This window comes from Paraburkholderia piptadeniae, assembly GCF_900007165.1.
GTDB lineage: Bacteria > Pseudomonadota > Gammaproteobacteria > Burkholderiales > Burkholderiaceae > Paraburkholderia > Paraburkholderia piptadeniae.
Genome location: NZ_CYGY02000034.1, coordinates 25,942 through 41,558 on the forward strand (window position 1 = coordinate 25,942; position 15,617 = coordinate 41,558).

Here is a 15,617-nt window from a genome sequence, read left to right on the forward strand (position 1 = left end):
ACGCGCGCTTACCGCAACACCATTACTGAAACGCCACTTCGGCGAAGCTGCGCAGCTTGCGGCTATGCAGCTTGTGCAGGCCGTTGGTGCGTAGGATCTCCATCGCCTTCACGCCGATCTGCAAATGCTGGTCGACCTGCGCGCGATAGAACTGGTCGGCCATGCCGGGCAGCTTCAGTTCGCCGTGCAGCGGCTTGTCGGACACGCACAGCAGCGTCCCGTACGGCACGCGGAAACGGAAGCCGTTCGCGGCGATCGTCGCGCTTTCCATGTCGAGCGCGATCGCACGGCTCTGCGAAAGACGCTGCACAGGCTCGCGATGATCGCGCAACTCCCAGTTGCGGTTATCGACGCTCGCGACCGTGCCCGTGCGCATCACGCGCTTCAGTTCGGCGCCGTCGAGCTGCGTGACCTGAGCGACGGCGCGCTCCAGCGCGACCTGCACTTCGGCGAGCGCAGGAATCGGCACCCACAGCGGCAGATCGTCGTCGAGCACGTGATCCTCGCGCACATAGCCGTGCGCCAGCACATAGTCGCCGAGACGCTGCGTGTTGCGCAGACCCGCGCAGTGGCCGAGCATGATCCATGCGTGCGGGCGCAGCACCGCGATGTGATCGGTAATGGTCTTCGCGTTCGACGGGCCGACACCGATGTTGATCATCGTGATGCCGCTGCCGTCCGCGCGCTTGAGGTGATACGCCGGCATCTGCGGCAGGCGCGGCGGCGCCGTGCCTTCGTCTTCCTGCTCGCCGATATTCGCGTTGTACGTGATCACGTCGCCCGGCTCGACGAACGACGTGTACTCGCTGCGATATGCGCGCAGATCGGCGTCGTCGGTCTTCGCCATCATCGTGCGGCCGAGCTTCACGAACTCGTCGATGTAGAACTGATAGTTCGTATACAGCACGTAGTTCTGGCAATGCGTGGGCGAAGTCGCCGTGTAGTGCTTGAGCCGATGCAGCGAAAAGTCGACGCGCGCCGCCGTGAAGAGCGCGAGCGGATGCGGCCCGCCGGGCATCGGCTCGTAGGTGCCGTTGACGATGCGGTCGTCGAGCAATGCGAGATCGGGCGGGTCGAATACGTCGCGCATCGAGAGCAGGCGCTCGCGGTCCAGATCGCCTTCAAGGTGGATGCCCTCGGCGAACGCGAAGTGAATGGGAATCGGCTGATCCGACACACCCACTTCGACGGCCACGTGATGGTTCTTTACCAGCAGGCGCAGTTGCTCGCGATAGTAATTGCCGAACAGATCGGGCCGCGTCACCGTGGTCTCGAACACGCCCGGACCGGCAACGAACCCATACGAGCGGCGCGAATCGACATGGGTGTTCATTTCCGTGCGCACGCGCACAAACGGATAGCACGCACGCACGCGCCGGTCGAACGGCTCGTTGCGCCGGAAACGCGCAAACGCATCGCGCAGGAACGATGTGTTCGCTTCATAGATGGCGGACAGGCGCGTGACGGCATCGGCGGCGTCGTCGAAGGCCTCGGTCGGGAACGCGTTAGCGGGCATGTGCACCGCGCGTTGATTGGTATCGTAGTTCATCTTCGTTCGCCTCGATTGATGCAACGACATTACCACGGAACCCGCGCTTTCTGATGTCCGCGCGCCTGCTCATCGGACGCCTGCGCGATCACGCGCGCGCATGATCGCGCGGACCGTGCGACGCCTTGCACACGTGCCGCGCATGCCGCGCGAGAAGCGCGCAAAATAAGGCTATCGACCGCTGCTCATGCCCGTGAGCAGCACTGGATTTGCTAGAATCGGGCCACCTTATCGGAGAAACATCATGAAGCCGCTCTTCCCCGCCGCAGTTGCGCTGGCGCTCGCCGTCAGCGGCGCGGCGATGGCTGCCCAGCCTGCCCAGTCCGCGAAAGACGCGGACGCACAAGCCGAAGCCAACGAACGCGCGGGCCTGCCGGATCTGAGAGCGATCAACCGTCCCGCGGCCGAGGTCAGCTCGAAGGTCGAGATCAACAAGCCGCGTACGCCAAGCTTCTACGAGCGCAGCGGCAACGGCACCGAAATCACCGAATACCGCGACAAGGGCAAGCCCGTCGAGATCGACGTGCGCTCGAACTTCGGCACGCGCTACCAGATGAGCGCGCCCACCGACACGTCGCCGAAAGTGTACGAATCCGGCAAGCCGCCCGCGCGCCTGCCGTCCGTGAACCTGCATTACTGATCGACGCGAGCCGACGCGTGCGCCCACTCGTGGCGATGCGCGCCGGCCTGCTTCAAGCAGATAGGCGCTGGCGAACCTTGCATCCGGCGCCCATCACATCGACGCACAACGCCGTACAACGAACGCAACGACGCTTTCAACCCGCTTGCCCCGGCTCACACTGGCATCGCGCCAGCCGAACAACCTGATTCCACGCCCCACGCATGGCCGTTTTCACCGCTGTCACCGAAGCCCAGCTCGCAGACTGGATGCGCCGCTACGATCTCGGCGAAGTCGTCGACTTGCGCGGCATCACATCCGGTATCGAGAACAGCAATTTCTTTCTGACGACCACGCGCGGCGAGTACGTCCTCACCATTTTCGAGAAGCTGACGGCCGGGCAACTGCCGTTCTATCTCGACCTGATGCGCCATCTGGCGTCGCATCGCGTGCCCGTGCCGGACCCGATGCCGCGCGACGACGGTGCGCTGTTCGGTATGCTCGACGGCAAGCCCGCGACGATTGTCACGAAGCTCGATGGCGCGCCGGAACTCGCGCCCGGCGTCGCGCATTGCGTCGAAGTAGGCCAGATGCTCGCGCGGCTGCATCTGGCGGGCCGCGATTTCCCGCATCATCAGCCGAATCTGCGCAGCCTGCCGTGGTGGCGGGAAACGGTGCCGAGCATCGTGCCGTTCGTCACCGATGCGCAACGCACGCTGCTCACGGAAGAACTCGCGCATCAGCAGGCGTTCTTTGCGTCGGCGGATTATGCGTCGCTGCCGGAGGGTCCGTGCCATTGCGATCTGTTCCGCGACAACGTGCTGTTCGCGCACGCGGCGCCCGATACGCATCATGAAGTCGCGCTCGGCGGCTTCTTCGATTTTTATTTCGCGGGCTGCGACAAGTGGCTCTTCGACGTCGCCGTGACGGTCAATGACTGGTGCGTCGATCTCGCCACGGGCAAGCTCGACGAAGCGCGCGTCGAAGCGTTGCTGCGTGCCTATCAGACGGTGCGCCCGTTCACTCCCGCCGAAAACCGGCACTGGGGCGACATGTTGCGCGCGGGAGCGTACCGCTTCTGGGTGTCTCGCCTGTATGATTTCCATATGCCGCGCGCCGCCGAACTGCTCAAGCCGCACGACCCGGGTCATTTCGAGCGCATTCTTCGCGAGCGCCTCGCTGGCGTCGCACTCCCTGGCATTCATACCTCATGCAACTGATCGAAGTCCCGGCGAAAACCGGCTACGTCTGGTTCCGGCAAGGAATCTGGCTCTTTCGCAAGAACCCGCTTGCGTTTCTCACGCTGTTTTTCGCGTATCTGCTCGCGATGACGGCCATTTCGCTGATTCCCATCATCGGCGGCGTGCTGCCGCTGATGCTCATTCCGGGCGTCGCGGTCGGCTTCATGGCGGCGTGCCGCGACACGATTGCGGGCAAGCCAGTGCTGCCGACCATACTCGTCGACGGCTTCCGCTCATACGGCAGCCAGGTTGCGAAGCGACTGCTGCTGCTCGGCGTGCTCTACATCATCGCGATGGCCATCGTGCTGCTCGGCTCCGCGCTCGCGGACGGCGGCGTGCTGCTGCACCTGATGGTCAGCGGCGAATCGATGCAGCCGGAAGCGATCGCGAACAGCGATATTCCGCTGGCCGTGCTGACGGCGCTCGCATTCTATGTGCCCGTCGCGATGCTGTTCTGGTTCGCGCCGGTCCTCACCGCATGGCACGACGTGCCGACCATCAAGGCGATGTTCTTCAGCATCGTCAGTTGCTGGCGAAATCGCGGCGCGTTCGTCGTGTACGGCGCGCTGTGGTTCGCCGTCGCCACGACGGTGTCGATCGGACTGTCCGCGCTGCTGCAGGCGATCGGCGCCGGCGATCTCGCGCTCGTGATCCTGATGCCCGCGTCGATCATCGTCACCACGATGCTCTACTGCTCGTTCTATGCGACATATCGCGGCTGCTTCGGCGTTCAATCGCCCGGACAGCCGCTGCCGCCCGCGCCTTCTTCGCCGTCTTCGTAAGAGCCGGCTTTCTTCGGACCTGCGCCGCTGCTATGCGGTGTGGGTTTCCCGTCCGTTGAATCGATCCGTCGTGCCGTTTTTTGCGGCACAATAGTTTGCACGCAATCCATTCGCACGCTTCGCTTCAAGGGGACGCACATGACCCAGCGCACCGCTTTTCCCGTCACGCTCGACGAGCAGCTCTGCTTCGCGCTCTATTCGACGTCCCTTGCGATGACCAAAGCGTACAAACCGATTCTCGACCGTCTCGGACTCACTTACCCGCAATATCTGACGATGCTGATCCTGTGGGAAAGCGACGACGTCACCGTGAAGGACATCGCCGCGCGCCTGAATCTGGATTCGGCGACGGTCACGCCGCTGCTCAAACGGCTCGAAGCGCAAGGCTATATCGAGCGCTTGCGCGGCACCGAGGACGAACGGCTCGTCTTTATCCGGCTGACGAAATCGGGCGTCGCCCTCAAACGCACAGCACGCGACGTGCCGGGCGAAATTTTCTGCGCAACCCAGCAGACGCCCGAGTTCCTCACGCGGCTGCGTGACGATCTGACGAAATTGCGCGGCACCCTGAACGACTCTCTCGACCACGACTGAACCGCGAACCCGCCGTGGCTGCCGGCGGCTATCGGATCGATAGGGAATATAGTTTGTACACAAATGATTTGTACGCTATCTTTGTCGCATGCCAGTCCGACAGCGATGCACGCGAAAGACTGGCAAGCATTGACCAAATCACTGAAACCGATCAAGGAGCGGCAAAATGAACGTACTGTACAAGGCAACGGCAACGAGCAACGGCGGTCGCGACGGTCGCGCGATCTCATCGGACAACGTGCTCGACGTGAAGCTGGCCGCACCGCGTGAACTCGGCGGCAACGGCGCGCAGGGCACGAACCCGGAACAACTGTTCGCGGCCGGCTACTCTGCGTGTTTCCTGAGCGCGATGAAGTTCGTCGCTGGCCAGCGCAAGCAGGCTGTGCCCGCTGACACGACGGTGACGGCCGATGTCGGCGTCGGCCCGAACGACAAAGGCGGCTTCGCGCTAGATATCGAATTGCGCGTGTCGCTGCCGGGTCTCGACGCGGCGGCGGCGCAGGATCTGGTGAACGCGGCGCATCAGGTGTGTCCGTACTCGAACGCGACGCGCGGCAATGTCGATGTGCGTGTGAAGGTGGTTTGAGCCCGGCGGCTCATCTAGACTGAGGCGCCCGCCCCTTCACGCCAAGGGCGGGCGTTGCCTTCGACAGCAGTTGGCCCGCGCTCGCGAACTCGACGCACGTTTTCGTCGTGGACTCGCTTGGTTTCGCCGCGATCTGCGCACAGGCGACAACGCCACACTGTGCTGCGCGCTCGACTTCGACCTTGCGGCGAACAACGGCGGCTGGCAGTGGTCGGCATCGACGGGCTGCGATGCGCAGCCGTGGTTCCGGATACTCAACCCGGTGACGCAATCGGAGAAATTCGATTCGCAAGGGCGCTGTATCAAAAGCTTCTTGCCGGAACTGGAGAAGGTGCCTGCGTAGTGGATTCACGCGCCTTCGCAGGCGGCCCCGATGGTCTGAAGAACCGGGGCGTGGTGCGGGGAAAGGACTATCCGCAGCCTGTCGTGGATCATGCAAAAGCGCGCCGGGCGACGCTGGCGCGCTGCGCTCACGTTGAGCGCGCGCTTCTCGCCGGCTCACACGCCGGTCAGCGCGATTCAGCTTAGCTCTGGCTCATCCACGACGGATCGCGCATTTGCGAATCGCGATCGAGCTTGCGCATGCGGAACTCGAGGTCGTACAGATCCGTGGCTTCAGCCAGGTAGGCGTCGTTGCGCTCTTTGACGCGCTCGTCGTAGGACTTCGTCAGGAACAGGAAAAAGCGGCTGATCAGATACATGGTGAACCTCGAATGTGGCGTTAGGTGACTGACACCTAGGGATAACCCGTATTATAGGGAAAACCCTAGGCATACGCCAGTCCCAATTCGAAGTGTGGCAATTTGTCAACTGGCGCGCGTACGGGCGCCTTCCGTGGCGCGGGCGGCCACGCGCGTCGACTCGGCGCGGCGCTGATGCCTGAAGAAATCCCACAACAGGCTGCTCGCATCCGGCCCTTTCGACGAATGGAAGGGCACCGCATCGTCGCCGCCGCTCCACGCGTGGCCCAGCCCTTGAACACGGCACAGCCTTACCACGCGCCGCCCGCCGCGCGTGTAGTCGCGCGTGATGACGGTCGCCTTGCGGTCCTCCTTCACGTCGCCGACCTTGCGCACGCCCTGCGCATCGACGATGCCGTTCAGCCGGAGGAACTGCTCGGTCAGCTGCTCCGCGTTGACGGGCGCAACGACATGGTCGGACTCGCCCTGCAGGATGATGGCAGGCATGCCCGGATACGCGGTCACGTCCGCGAGGGCATCGACGAGCGTCACGGGGTCCTGACGCGTGCCGCGCCGCATGACGTCCATCGCGGCAATGCCGGAGTGCGCCTCGCCGAACGCCGGCCCCGAATGCAACGCGACGGCTGCGAAACGGTCCGGGAAATGCAGCGCCAGCAGCGTCGCCAGCCCCGCGCCCGCCGACAGCCCGGCCACGTAGACCCGCTCGCGGTCGAAACCGTACGACTCGACGAGCGCATCGACAAGCGACACGACGGAGCGCGCCTCTGCCCGGCCGGCGCGGTCCGTATCGTCGTACCAATGCCAGCAGCGATGCGCGTGCGCGTGCTTCGACTGCTCCGGATACACGACCGCGAAGCCGTAGCGATCCGCGAGCAGATTCATGCGCGTGCCTTCGGCGAATTCGTCGATCGACTGATTGCAGCCGTGCAGCATCACGATGAGCGGCACGTGCTTGAGCTGCTTGCCGGCGGGCAGATACAGCCCGTATTGCAGATGATTGACGAGGCTGCCCGGCGCGGCAGGCGCCGAGTGGAAGGAGCGCGTCCACGAGCCGCCCGCCCATGCGGCGGCGCGCGGCCGCACGCGCGATTCGCGCGCCACGTGCCGCGGCACGTCGCGGGTGACGGTCTTGCGCACTTTCACCGAAGGCTTGGCGACGGGCGCCGCAGGCCGCGTCACGGGGCGCTTGGATTTGGACGCGCGCTTCAACGTCGCGCGGGCGTGCTCCGACTGGATCGCAAAGAGGCGTTTGAGGCCGCCTAGCCAGATTTTCGTAAGGCTTTTCGGCATAGGATTTTCTCGCAAATAGGGATCAATGCTGTCTGCCTCGAAAGCAGACTTGTGCAATGCACAATAACACCAATCCTGGTGCGATGCTGAACGTCGGCCGATGTGGATTCAGCGAAAAGCCTGTCGCTGCGCGCTTTTCCTCATACGATTTCCGAATTGTCCTAGCATCTGTCAGTTATCGCGTTTCTGTTTGCGACTGCGGCCGAACTCCTCCCTCTATACTTATAGAATACGCGCCGAGCGGAAGTGTTCTGGGAAATGTGCTATCCGATCCCGCACCGCCGCACGGCGCCCCGAATCCTCCGGCCGCAGGCCTGCGACACGCTGCGCCCGATTCCATGTCGTGAACAAAATGCCCATGCCTCATCTGCCATATCACCTCTGGTATCTGATCACGAGCTTCGGTGGCGCCGGACTGACGCTGCCGCTCGCCTTCGCCATCGCGCTGTGGCTGGCCGTCGGCTATTCGTGGAAGCTCGCCGCCGGCTGGCTCTTTCTGCTCGGCGTGGCCGTCGCGCTGGTCACGGCGACGAAGGTGGCGTTTCTCGGCTGGGGCGTCGGCGTGCGCGTGTGGGACTTCACCGGACTGAGCGGACACGCGATGCTCGCCACGGCCGTCTACCCCGTCGCGGCCTTTCTCGTGCTGCTGCCCGCGCCACCCGCCATGCGTGTCGCCGGCGTGGCGCTGGCGCTGTTCGGCGGCGCGCTGGTCAGCTTTTCGCGCGTCGTCATCGAGGCGCATTCGCCTTCTGAGGCGATCACGGGCTGTATCGTCGGCGCGTTGACGGCGCTCGTTTTCATCCGCATTGCGTGGAACGCGACGCCGGGACGCGTGTCCATCGTCCCCGTCGCGCTGAGTCTGATGTTCATCGCGCTCGGCCTGCATAACGTGCACGTGCCGACGCACCGCTGGGTCACGCATCTCGCGCTGAAGGTCTCCGGCCACGACCGGCCGTTCGTCCGCGGCAGCTGGCGGCCGCTGCGCGATACTAGCGCGCCCGACACGCCGTTCTCTCCGTTGCCGAACACGCGCAACGTCGCCGTGCCGCTGCAGAATTCCGACGCATAAAGATTCGCCATCGCGGCCCCGATATGCTCAACATGTCGAGCGCTGTAACCGTACATATATTACGATGGCGTATTCCACTCGTTTCCGGCCAGTCCGGCGCCACGTACCCATGTCCGTCACGTCGATCCACCGCTTTCTGAAGCCCGCTGTGCTCGTCGCGAGCGCGCTCTCCTTTGCCTTCAGCGCGCAGACTCGCGCCGACGAGATCATCGTCTCCGCTGCCGCCAGCCTGACCAACGCGTTCAAGGCGGTCGGCGATGCGTACGAGCAGCATCATCCCGGCACGAAGCTGCTCTTCAACTTCGGCGCATCGGACGTGCTGATGCAGCAGATCGCGAAGGGCGCGCCCGCCGATGTATTCGCTTCCGCCGATCAGAAGGCAATGGACAAGGCCGTCGAGCAAAAAGTAATCGTGCAGTCGACGCGCACGGACTTCGCCGCGAATTCGCTCGTGCTGATCGTGCCGGCGGACAGCAAGCGCGCGCCGTCGACGCTGAACGAGTTGACGACCGCAAGCGTGAAGCGCGTCGCGTACGGCGATCCGGCATCGGTGCCCGTGGGCCGCTATACGGAAGGCGCGTTGAAGGCGGCGGGCATGTGGGGCGCCGTCAGCGCGAAGGGCGTGCTCGCGGCCAACGTGCGCCAGAGCCTCGACTACGTGTCGCGCGGCGAAGTCGACGCGGGCTTCGTGTTCGGCACCGATGCCGCCGTCATGCCCGACAAGGTCAAGGTCGCGCTGACTGTCCCGACGAGCACGCCGATCACCTACCCGATCGCGCAGGTCGAAGGCAGCAAGCATGCCACCGACGCGCGGTCGTTCATCGCGTTCGTGCTGTCGCCGGCGGGCCAGACCGTGCTGGCGAAGTACGGCTTCAAGCCGGCGCACTGAGCGGTCATTAAAGGCAAGGCGCGCGTGATGGAACAGGCCTGGATTCCGCTACTGCTGTCGCTGAAGGTCGCGGGCTGGGCGACCGCGCTGAACGTCGTGTTCGGCGTCGCGCTCGGCCTGGGCCTGTCGCGCTGGCGCTCGGGCGCGCGCGACGTGATCGATTCGCTGCTGACGCTGCCCCTCGTCATGCCGCCGACGGTGCTCGGCTATTACCTGCTGGTGCTGCTCGGCCGACGCGGCGTGATCGGCGTATGGCTCGACCGCTTCGATATCCAGCTGGTGTTCACGTGGCAGGGCGCGGTAATCGCGTCGATGGTCGTGGCGTTTCCGCTCGTGCTGAAGTCCGCGCGCGCGGCGTTCGAATCCGTCGATCCGCAGCTCGAACGCGCGGCGCGCACGCTCGGCGTCAGCGAGGCGGCTATCTTCTTTCGCGTGTCGCTGCCGCTCGCGTCGCGCGGCATTCTGGCGGGCGCGCTGCTCGCGTTCGCACGCGCGCTCGGCGAATTCGGCGCGACGCTGATGATCGCCGGCAACCTGCCGGGCCGCACGCAGACGCTGTCGGTGGCCGTCTACGCCGCCGTGCAGGCCGGCGACGACAACACGGCCAATTTCCTCGTGCTCGTGACGTCGATCGCCTGCGTCGCGATCCTGCTGCTCGCGGGCCGGCTCGTGCCGCAACACTCGCTGATGACTACCCGCTGACATGCCGCTCACCGTTGACATCCGCAAATCCCTGCACACGGCCGAACGCCAGTTCACGCTCGACGTGTCGTTCACCGCGAGCGCGCAGCGCATCGTGCTGTTCGGGCCGTCGGGCGCGGGCAAGAGCCTGACGCTGCAGGCGATCGCGGGTCTGCTGCGCCCCGACGAAGGCAAGATCACGCTGCACGGCGACACCCTCTTCGACAGCGCGCGCGGCATCGACCAGAAGCCGCAGGCGCGCCGCCTCGCGTACCTGTTCCAGGACTACGCGCTGTTTCCGCATTTGAACGTGCGGCAGAACATTGGCTTCGGCATGCACACGGGCTGGCTCAATCCGGGCCGGCGTTTCTCGCATCCGCAGATCGATTACTGGCTCGACGCGCTGGACCTGAAAGGCGTCGCCGGGCACCATCCGACGCAGCTCTCCGGCGGGCAAAAGCAGCGCGTGGCGCTGGCGCGGGCGCTCGTCGCGCAACCGCGGCTGCTGCTGCTCGACGAGCCGTTTTCCGCGCTCGATCACGCGCTGCGCGAGCGCATGCGGCGCGAACTGTGCGATCTGCAAACGCGGCTCGACATTCCGATGCTGTTGATCACGCACGATCCCGACGATGTCGCCGCGTTCGGCGATCAGGTCGTGCAGGTGTACGACGGCAGCGTGCGCGAGAACGCGTCGTTCAAGGGCTACGTGCGCACTCTTTCATGAGAGAGAGCACCGCAGGACAGCGCCGGGCAAACGCGGCGCCATCGGCCCATCGCCCCTTTAAGCAGTCGTCACGCCAAGAATCACGCTCGACGCCTTGAACGCGGCTACGAGCGCCTCGCCCTCCGCGATGCCCAGCTCGTCGACGCTCTCGTTCGTGACGACGGCCGTCACGACGGCTCCGCCTTCGAGCGTCAGCGACACCTCCGCGTTGATGGCCCCGCGTTGCACCGCCGACACCTTGCCGCACAGCCGGTTGCGCGTCGACAGCCGTTGCGCCGTGCCGTCGTCGGCAGCCAGCAGCACCGACGACGCCTTCACGAGCGCCACGGCTTCCCCGCCGACCGCGAGCCCGAGCGTCTCCGTGCTTTCATGCGTGACGATCGCGACGATGACCTGTCCGCCCGGCAGCGCAAGCGATACTTCGTCGTTGACAGTGCCGCGCTGGATCGCGCTGACCTTGCCGTACAGCTGGTTGCGCGCGCTCGTTTTCATGCCGATGCGACCGATCAGCTGCCAGTCGTCGCTGAATCCGGCAATCGCGGCGCCGGCTCGCTCCAGAAACAGCCGGTGCTCGCGCTCGACCGCGCGAAACGTGTCGATCAGCGTCCGCGCGCGCGGCGTGAGCGTCGTGCCGCCGCCGCCCTTGCCGCCCGTCGAGCGGATGACGAGCGTCTCGCCGGCGAGGTTGTTCATTGCGTCGATGGCGTCCCACGCGGCCTTATAGCTCATGCCGATGGCTTTCGCCGCGCCCGTGATCGAGCCCGTGTCGCCGATCGCCGCGAGCAGCGCGATGCGTTGCGCGCCGCCGAGAGTCTGCTCGCCGGAACGGAACCAGACGGAGCCGCCGAATTGCAAAGGGTCGTGAGAAGCGTCGTTGTGATCGGTCGTCATGGCTCGCGCGCGTCGGCAAATGGCGGGTAAGAGTGCAAGCCATTATAGCGACGCGCTTCTCGCCGAACGCGCGCGAGCGGCCGTGCGAAAGCGCTCAAATCGCGTACTGCGCGATCCCGTTGCCGAACGACCAGTTCTCCTTCAGCACCTCGACGAGATTCACGAACACATCCTCGCGACGCACGCCCGGACTTTCGGCCAGATTGTCGGCGATGCGTTTGTAGAGCGCCTTCTTCTGGTCGACGGTGCGCGTGTTGTTCGCGGCGATCTGGATCAGCACGAGATCGTCGCTGCGCTCAATGTCGAGATAGTTGCGCCCATAGACGAAGTTGCTGGCGTCGTGCTCGGTGATGACCATGAAGATGTCGTCCTCGGGCACGTTGAAAACGTCGGTCAGCGCGCGCTGGATGCCCTGCGTGAGCGCTTGACGGTAGTCAGCCGGCTTGCCGGCGCGCAGTGCGATTCGGGTGAGAGGCATGACGAACTCCTGAATGAAGAGAAGGTGCATTCAGGTTAGTTCGCGCCTATCATAATTAACAGACATGTATAGATATTTCATCCATTTACATTTGAAATGAAAGTCCTCGATCTCGACGCCGTGCGCGCCTTCGTTCTCGTCGCCGATTTGCGCAGCTTCACGCGCGCCGCGGATGCGCTCGACACCACGCAATCCGCCGTCAGCCTCAAGCTGAAGCGGCTCGAAGCGCATGTCGGTAAGCAGTTGCTGGAGCGCACGCCGCGCGTCGTGCGTCTATCGGTCGATGGCGAGGCGTTCGTCGAGGGCGCGCGCGATCTGCTGACGGCGCACGACCGGGCGCTCGACTCGCTGTCAGTGGACCGGCGGCGTCTCGTATTGGGGTTGAGCGAGCATGTCGCGAGCATCGACCTCGCGGGGATGCTCGCGCGCGTCAATGCGCACGATCCGGGGCTCGTGCTGGAACTGCATATGGGATTGTCGGTGGCGTTGCTTCAGCAGTACGACGAGCGGCGGCTCGACGCCGTGATCGTGCGCTCCGAGCCCGACGACATGCCGCGCGAGGACGGCCAGTTGCTCTTCACGGAGCCGCTGTCCTGGCTCGCGACGCGCGAATGGCAGCCGCGCGCCGGGGAGCCGCTGCCGCTCGCGCTGCTTGCCGCGCCGTGCAACGTGCGCTCGATTGCGCTGCGCACGCTCGACGGCGCGGGCATCGCGTGGCGCGAAGCGTTCGTCGGCGGCGGGGTGGCTGCCGTGGGCGCGGCAGCGACGGCGGGACTCGCCGTGTCGCCGCTCGCGAGGCGCGTCGCGCCGCGCGGTCTCGTCGATTCGGGCGCGCGGCTTGGCTTGCCGCCGTTGCCGGAATCGCGCGTGACGCTGCACTCGCGCGTGCGCGACGCGCGCTCGGTCGAAACGCTGCGGATCGTGACGAACGGGCTGAGCGCCCAGTGACGCTTATTTGAGGATCGGCGGAAGCTCGCGCGGCATGGCACCGCCGCCGCTGGCCTGGGGCGCCGGAACGTTGGCGGCTTGCGCGGACTTCGGCGTGACCACCGCGACGGCAGGTTTTGCGTGCGCGGCCTGGGCTTGATGCGGCGGTACGTGCGATCCGCTCACGTGCGCCGTTTTCACAGCAGTGCCGGCAGCCACGCTAGCGGCCTTTTTCGCGTGCGCTTTCGTGCCTGGCTTGGCCGCTGCGACGTTCGCGCGCGGCGCAGCCGCATGTCGATGCGCACCAGCCGCCGCGCCAGAACCAACGGGCGCTGGGTGCTTCGAATGCGCGACGTGCCTGGCGCCCGGCGCGGCCTCGGGCGGATTCCACACTTCCTTGTATTCCGCGCGCGCCGCCATCGACGCGCACAGCAAACCGACCGCCACTCCCACCCTGAATCCGAACGACACCGCCGCCTCCGCGCAAAAACTCGTGGCGCGGATTATACATGCGGACTTGCATTAATCCATATATGGACTAACATGTAGAAAAAGTTCAACTCAGGACTCCATCATGTCTTCCGCCGCCCACATCTCGAGCGCCGAACGACCGCTGCGACGACCGCCCGCCGAACCTTCGATGGCGGACATGTCCGCCGCCGGTCTGCGCGCGTTCTTCAACATTGCACGCGACTGGGAATTGAGCGCCGACGAGCAGATCACCCTGCTCGGCTCGCCCGGCCGCTCAACGTTCTTCAAGTGGAAAAACTCGCCGCAAACGGCGCGCCTCGGCCGCGACACGCTGGAGCGGCTGTCGCTTCTGCTCGGCATCTACAAGGCGCTGCAAATCCTGCTGCCGCAGCCTGCCGCCGCCGATGCGTGGATCAAGCGCCCCAACAGCGCGCCGCCGTTTGGCGGCCGCCGAGCGCTCGACCGCATGCTCGCCGGCAATATCAGCGACCTCGTCGCCGTGCGCCAGTATCTCGACGCAATGCGAGGCGGCTGGGCGTGACGGAAGCACAATGGCAAGACCGCTGGCGCGCGGCATCGCTCGCCTGGGCGCCCGCGTATCGCGTGATTCCGACTCGCTTTCCCGCCGTCAACCTGTTCGACCGTGTCGCATCGCCCGAAGACTTCGAAGCGCTCTACGCGCTCGAAGCGATGACGAACGACCGCGTGCGCACGGAAGTCGGCGATCTCGATCTCGTGCCGCGCGAAGAGCGGCGCTTCGGCCCCGGCTTCGGGCCGATCATGGCCGCGCTCACGCATCTGAATCCGCAGGGCAGCCGCTTTTCCGACGGCACGTATGGCGTGTTCTACTGCGCGCGCTCGCGCGAAACGGCGATCGCCGAAACGCGCTATCACTCGGGGCTCTTTCTCGCCGCGACCCAGGAGCCGCCGATGCGCCAGCAGATGCGGCTCTACACGGTGATCGCGCAAGGCGATGTCGTCGATCTGCGGGACATGGATTCAGCCGAAGCCTCGGTGCTGTCGCCGAACGACTATGCGCCCGGCCAGACGCTCGGCCGCGCGATCCGCGAGGCGGGCGCGCCGGGCATCGTCTATCCCTCGGTGCGGGATGCGGAGGGCGAATGTCTCGCCGCGTTCAGGACGACGCTGCTGCGCGACTGTCATCACGCGGCGTATCTGGAATACAACTGGAACGGCAGCACCGTCGACATGGTGTTCGAGCTGAGCCGGGTCGGCTGACGCGTCCGGCGAAACGGCCCTCTATGCGGCCTTCTACGGCAGCGCAAGCGCCGAAGCCCCGGCCGAGCGCGCCAGATCGACCGTCACCGACCAGCGCGCCGTCGTGCGTGCTTCGACGATCGTCAGCTTGCCGCCCGGCCCGAACGCGCCCGTGTCGATGAATACCTGCGCGCCGAACTGCTGCACCTCGCGCACGGGCGTGTGCCCGCAAAACGTCAGCGACAGGCCGCGCTGGTTCGCAGGATCGGACGTGCCCATCGCGAGGCCGCGGCCCCACAGCAGTTGCTGGCGAGTCTCGTCGGAGAAGTGGTTTGCGTCGAGTTCGGCGTCGGTGCCGAGAAACTCCGCGTGTAGCACGTTGAAGCGGTCGCTGCCTGCGCCGATCACGCGCACGAGCGGCAGCGTGCGCAGCCGCTGTGCATACGCGCGCAACCGCTCCATCGGCACGCGCTCGCTCCACAGGCCGCCGATGCCGTACCACCAGTGCTTCTCCAGCCTGCCTTCAGCAACGGCGCACAGCGTGTCCTCGTGATTGCCGAGGACAGCATGGAACCACGGCTTGTCGAGCAGCGTGAGCGCCTCTTCCGACTGCGCGCCGCGATCGACCAGATCGCCGACGGAGAACAGTCGGTCGCGCGACGGATCGAATTCGATTTCGCGCAGCAAAAAGCGCAGCGCATCGACGCAGCCATGCAGATCGCCGACCACGAAATCGCGTCCGTCGCGATTGACGTCGTGATGCCGGACGGCGGTGACAAGTGTGGAATCCATGACGCAATAATAGTGCGCGCATGCGAGCGCTGTATGCGCGGCATCCCGCGTTCGTCCGCCTGTCGTCAGCAACGTCCGCGCGGGACGTCGTGGGATTCATGCGCCGCGCGCTGCC

General features: G+C 65.4%; 19 protein-coding genes and 1 pseudogene. 13 read left to right on the top strand and 7 right to left on the bottom strand.

The genetic code is table 11. From position 1 onward, the window contains the following. Window positions 1–22: 22 nt before the first annotated feature. Window positions 23–1,549 carry an AMP nucleosidase gene (locus BN2476_RS18455; RefSeq protein ID WP_087735613.1) on the bottom strand — a complete coding sequence of 509 codons (1,527 nt, stop codon included), beginning with the start codon at window positions 1,547–1,549 and terminating at the stop codon, window positions 23–25. A 244-nt stretch (window positions 1,550–1,793) separates the two neighbouring features. Between BN2476_RS18455 and BN2476_RS18460 the strand changes: the two genes are divergently transcribed. The 6 genes and pseudogenes from BN2476_RS18460 to BN2476_RS18485 form a co-directional block, all read left to right on the top strand. Next, window positions 1,794–2,189 (top strand): hypothetical protein, encoded by a 396-nt coding sequence (locus BN2476_RS18460; protein ID WP_087735614.1) that lies wholly within the window; start codon window positions 1,794–1,796, stop codon window positions 2,187–2,189. Window positions 2,190–2,392: 203 nt separating this feature from the next. Next, window positions 2,393–3,388, top strand: a complete 996-nt coding sequence (locus tag BN2476_RS18465; protein ID WP_087735615.1) for a homoserine kinase — start codon at window positions 2,393–2,395, stop codon at window positions 3,386–3,388. Beyond that, the gene (locus BN2476_RS18470; RefSeq protein WP_087735616.1) at window positions 3,379–4,191 is read left to right on the top strand and encodes a BPSS1780 family membrane protein; all 813 of its coding nucleotides are present in this window, start codon (window positions 3,379–3,381) and stop codon (window positions 4,189–4,191) included. Before BN2476_RS18465 ends, BN2476_RS18470 begins: the two co-directional genes overlap by 10 nt. Window positions 4,192–4,329: 138 nt before the next feature. Next, a complete protein-coding gene (locus BN2476_RS18475) occupies window positions 4,330–4,785 on the top strand; it encodes a MarR family winged helix-turn-helix transcriptional regulator (protein WP_087735617.1) in 456 nt (151 codons plus the stop codon). A 166-nt stretch (window positions 4,786–4,951) separates the two neighbouring features. Continuing rightward, a complete protein-coding gene (locus tag BN2476_RS18480; RefSeq protein ID WP_087735618.1) occupies window positions 4,952–5,371 on the top strand; it encodes an organic hydroperoxide resistance protein in 420 nt (139 codons plus the stop codon). Window positions 5,372–5,543: 172 nt separating this feature from the next. Beyond that, window positions 5,544–5,899, top strand: a pseudogene (locus BN2476_RS18485) (FAD-binding domain-containing protein); the annotation flags it as partial. Here BN2476_RS18485 and BN2476_RS18490 read toward each other — a convergent pair. Together BN2476_RS18490 and BN2476_RS18495 are read right to left on the bottom strand one after the other, a co-directional pair. Beyond that, window positions 5,896–6,072, bottom strand: coding sequence for a DUF3563 family protein (locus tag BN2476_RS18490; RefSeq protein ID WP_087735619.1), 177 nt, complete (start codon window positions 6,070–6,072; stop codon window positions 5,896–5,898). The pseudogene BN2476_RS18485 and the gene BN2476_RS18490 sit on opposite strands and share 4 nt — an antisense overlap. A 105-nt stretch (window positions 6,073–6,177) precedes the next feature. Beyond that, the gene (locus BN2476_RS18495; protein ID WP_087735620.1) at window positions 6,178–7,362 is read right to left on the bottom strand and encodes an extracellular catalytic domain type 1 short-chain-length polyhydroxyalkanoate depolymerase; all 1,185 of its coding nucleotides are present in this window, start codon (window positions 7,360–7,362) and stop codon (window positions 6,178–6,180) included. A gap of 358 nt (window positions 7,363–7,720) precedes the next feature. Between BN2476_RS18495 and BN2476_RS18500 the strand changes: the two genes are divergently transcribed. The 4 genes from BN2476_RS18500 (at window position 7,721) to BN2476_RS18515 (ending at window position 10,725) form a co-directional block, all read left to right on the top strand. Continuing rightward, a complete protein-coding gene (locus BN2476_RS18500) occupies window positions 7,721–8,431 on the top strand; it encodes a phosphatase PAP2 family protein (protein ID WP_087735621.1) in 711 nt (236 codons plus the stop codon). A 109-nt stretch (window positions 8,432–8,540) separates the two neighbouring features. Next, the gene (gene modA / locus BN2476_RS18505) at window positions 8,541–9,320 is read left to right on the top strand and encodes a molybdate ABC transporter substrate-binding protein (RefSeq protein ID WP_087735622.1); all 780 of its coding nucleotides are present in this window, start codon (window positions 8,541–8,543) and stop codon (window positions 9,318–9,320) included. Window positions 9,321–9,347: 27 nt separating this feature from the next. Beyond that, window positions 9,348–10,022, top strand: coding sequence for a molybdate ABC transporter permease subunit (gene modB / locus BN2476_RS18510; protein WP_087735623.1), 675 nt, complete (start codon window positions 9,348–9,350; stop codon window positions 10,020–10,022). Window position 10,023: 1 nt separating this feature from the next. Beyond that, the gene (locus BN2476_RS18515; RefSeq protein WP_087735624.1) at window positions 10,024–10,725 is read left to right on the top strand and encodes an ATP-binding cassette domain-containing protein; all 702 of its coding nucleotides are present in this window, start codon (window positions 10,024–10,026) and stop codon (window positions 10,723–10,725) included. Between the two features lie 57 nt (window positions 10,726–10,782). Here BN2476_RS18515 and BN2476_RS18520 read toward each other — a convergent pair whose 3' ends face one another. Both BN2476_RS18520 and BN2476_RS18525 read right to left on the bottom strand, forming a co-directional pair. Then, window positions 10,783–11,616, bottom strand: a complete 834-nt coding sequence (locus tag BN2476_RS18520) for a TOBE domain-containing protein (protein WP_087735625.1) — start codon at window positions 11,614–11,616, stop codon at window positions 10,783–10,785. 94 nt (window positions 11,617–11,710) lie between these two features. Next, window positions 11,711–12,094 (bottom strand): tautomerase family protein, encoded by a 384-nt coding sequence (locus tag BN2476_RS18525; protein WP_087735693.1) that lies wholly within the window; start codon window positions 12,092–12,094, stop codon window positions 11,711–11,713. A gap of 96 nt (window positions 12,095–12,190) precedes the next feature. Between BN2476_RS18525 and BN2476_RS18530 the strand changes: the two genes are divergently transcribed. Next, window positions 12,191–13,042 carry a LysR family transcriptional regulator gene (locus tag BN2476_RS18530; protein ID WP_087735626.1) on the top strand — a complete coding sequence of 284 codons (852 nt, stop codon included), beginning with the start codon at window positions 12,191–12,193 and terminating at the stop codon, window positions 13,040–13,042. Between the two features lie 3 nt (window positions 13,043–13,045). Here the strand turns inward: BN2476_RS18530 and BN2476_RS18535 are convergent, their stop codons facing one another. Then, window positions 13,046–13,492, bottom strand: a complete 447-nt coding sequence (locus BN2476_RS18535) for a hypothetical protein (protein ID WP_143810988.1) — start codon at window positions 13,490–13,492, stop codon at window positions 13,046–13,048. A gap of 169 nt (window positions 13,493–13,661) precedes the next feature. Between BN2476_RS18535 and BN2476_RS18540 the strand changes: the two genes are divergently transcribed. Both BN2476_RS18540 and BN2476_RS18545 read left to right on the top strand, forming a co-directional pair. Continuing rightward, window positions 13,662–14,033 carry an MbcA/ParS/Xre antitoxin family protein gene (locus BN2476_RS18540; protein ID WP_438942887.1) on the top strand — a complete coding sequence of 124 codons (372 nt, stop codon included), beginning with the start codon at window positions 13,662–13,664 and terminating at the stop codon, window positions 14,031–14,033. After that, window positions 14,030–14,731, top strand: coding sequence for an RES family NAD+ phosphorylase (locus tag BN2476_RS18545; RefSeq protein WP_087735629.1), 702 nt, complete (start codon window positions 14,030–14,032; stop codon window positions 14,729–14,731). Before BN2476_RS18540 ends, BN2476_RS18545 begins: the two co-directional genes overlap by 4 nt. Before the next feature lie 33 nt (window positions 14,732–14,764). On the opposite strand, the gene BN2476_RS18550 is transcribed toward BN2476_RS18545, so the two are convergent. Next, on the bottom strand, window positions 14,765–15,502 hold the full coding sequence (locus BN2476_RS18550) for a metallophosphoesterase (RefSeq protein ID WP_087735630.1): 738 nt from the start codon (window positions 15,500–15,502) through the stop codon (window positions 14,765–14,767). Window positions 15,503–15,617: the final 115 nt, after the last annotated feature.

Excerpts from the sequence above, each read along its gene's own strand:
- BN2476_RS18455 (WP_087735613.1), bottom strand. The coding sequence starts at position 1,549 with ATGAACTACGATACCAATCAACGCGCGGTGCACATGCCCGCTAACGCG.
- BN2476_RS18460 (WP_087735614.1), top strand. The coding sequence starts at position 1,794 with ATGAAGCCGCTCTTCCCCGCCGCAGTTGCGCTGGCGCTCGCCGTCAGC.
- BN2476_RS18465 (WP_087735615.1), top strand. The coding sequence starts at position 2,393 with ATGGCCGTTTTCACCGCTGTCACCGAAGCCCAGCTCGCAGACTGGATG.
- BN2476_RS18470 (WP_087735616.1), top strand. The coding sequence starts at position 3,379 with ATGCAACTGATCGAAGTCCCGGCGAAAACCGGCTACGTCTGGTTCCGG.
- BN2476_RS18475 (WP_087735617.1), top strand. The coding sequence starts at position 4,330 with ATGACCCAGCGCACCGCTTTTCCCGTCACGCTCGACGAGCAGCTCTGC.
- BN2476_RS18480 (WP_087735618.1), top strand. The coding sequence starts at position 4,952 with ATGAACGTACTGTACAAGGCAACGGCAACGAGCAACGGCGGTCGCGAC.
- BN2476_RS18490 (WP_087735619.1), bottom strand. The coding sequence starts at position 6,072 with ATGTATCTGATCAGCCGCTTTTTCCTGTTCCTGACGAAGTCCTACGAC.
- BN2476_RS18495 (WP_087735620.1), bottom strand. The coding sequence starts at position 7,362 with ATGCCGAAAAGCCTTACGAAAATCTGGCTAGGCGGCCTCAAACGCCTC.
- BN2476_RS18500 (WP_087735621.1), top strand. The coding sequence starts at position 7,721 with ATGCCTCATCTGCCATATCACCTCTGGTATCTGATCACGAGCTTCGGT.
- modA (WP_087735622.1), top strand. The coding sequence starts at position 8,541 with ATGTCCGTCACGTCGATCCACCGCTTTCTGAAGCCCGCTGTGCTCGTC.
- modB (WP_087735623.1), top strand. The coding sequence starts at position 9,348 with ATGGAACAGGCCTGGATTCCGCTACTGCTGTCGCTGAAGGTCGCGGGC.
- BN2476_RS18515 (WP_087735624.1), top strand. The coding sequence starts at position 10,024 with ATGCCGCTCACCGTTGACATCCGCAAATCCCTGCACACGGCCGAACGC.
- BN2476_RS18520 (WP_087735625.1), bottom strand. The coding sequence starts at position 11,616 with ATGACGACCGATCACAACGACGCTTCTCACGACCCTTTGCAATTCGGC.
- BN2476_RS18525 (WP_087735693.1), bottom strand. The coding sequence starts at position 12,094 with ATGCCTCTCACCCGAATCGCACTGCGCGCCGGCAAGCCGGCTGACTAC.
- BN2476_RS18530 (WP_087735626.1), top strand. The coding sequence starts at position 12,191 with ATGAAAGTCCTCGATCTCGACGCCGTGCGCGCCTTCGTTCTCGTCGCC.
- BN2476_RS18540 (WP_438942887.1), top strand. The coding sequence starts at position 13,662 with ATGGCGGACATGTCCGCCGCCGGTCTGCGCGCGTTCTTCAACATTGCA.
- BN2476_RS18550 (WP_087735630.1), bottom strand. The coding sequence starts at position 15,502 with ATGGATTCCACACTTGTCACCGCCGTCCGGCATCACGACGTCAATCGC.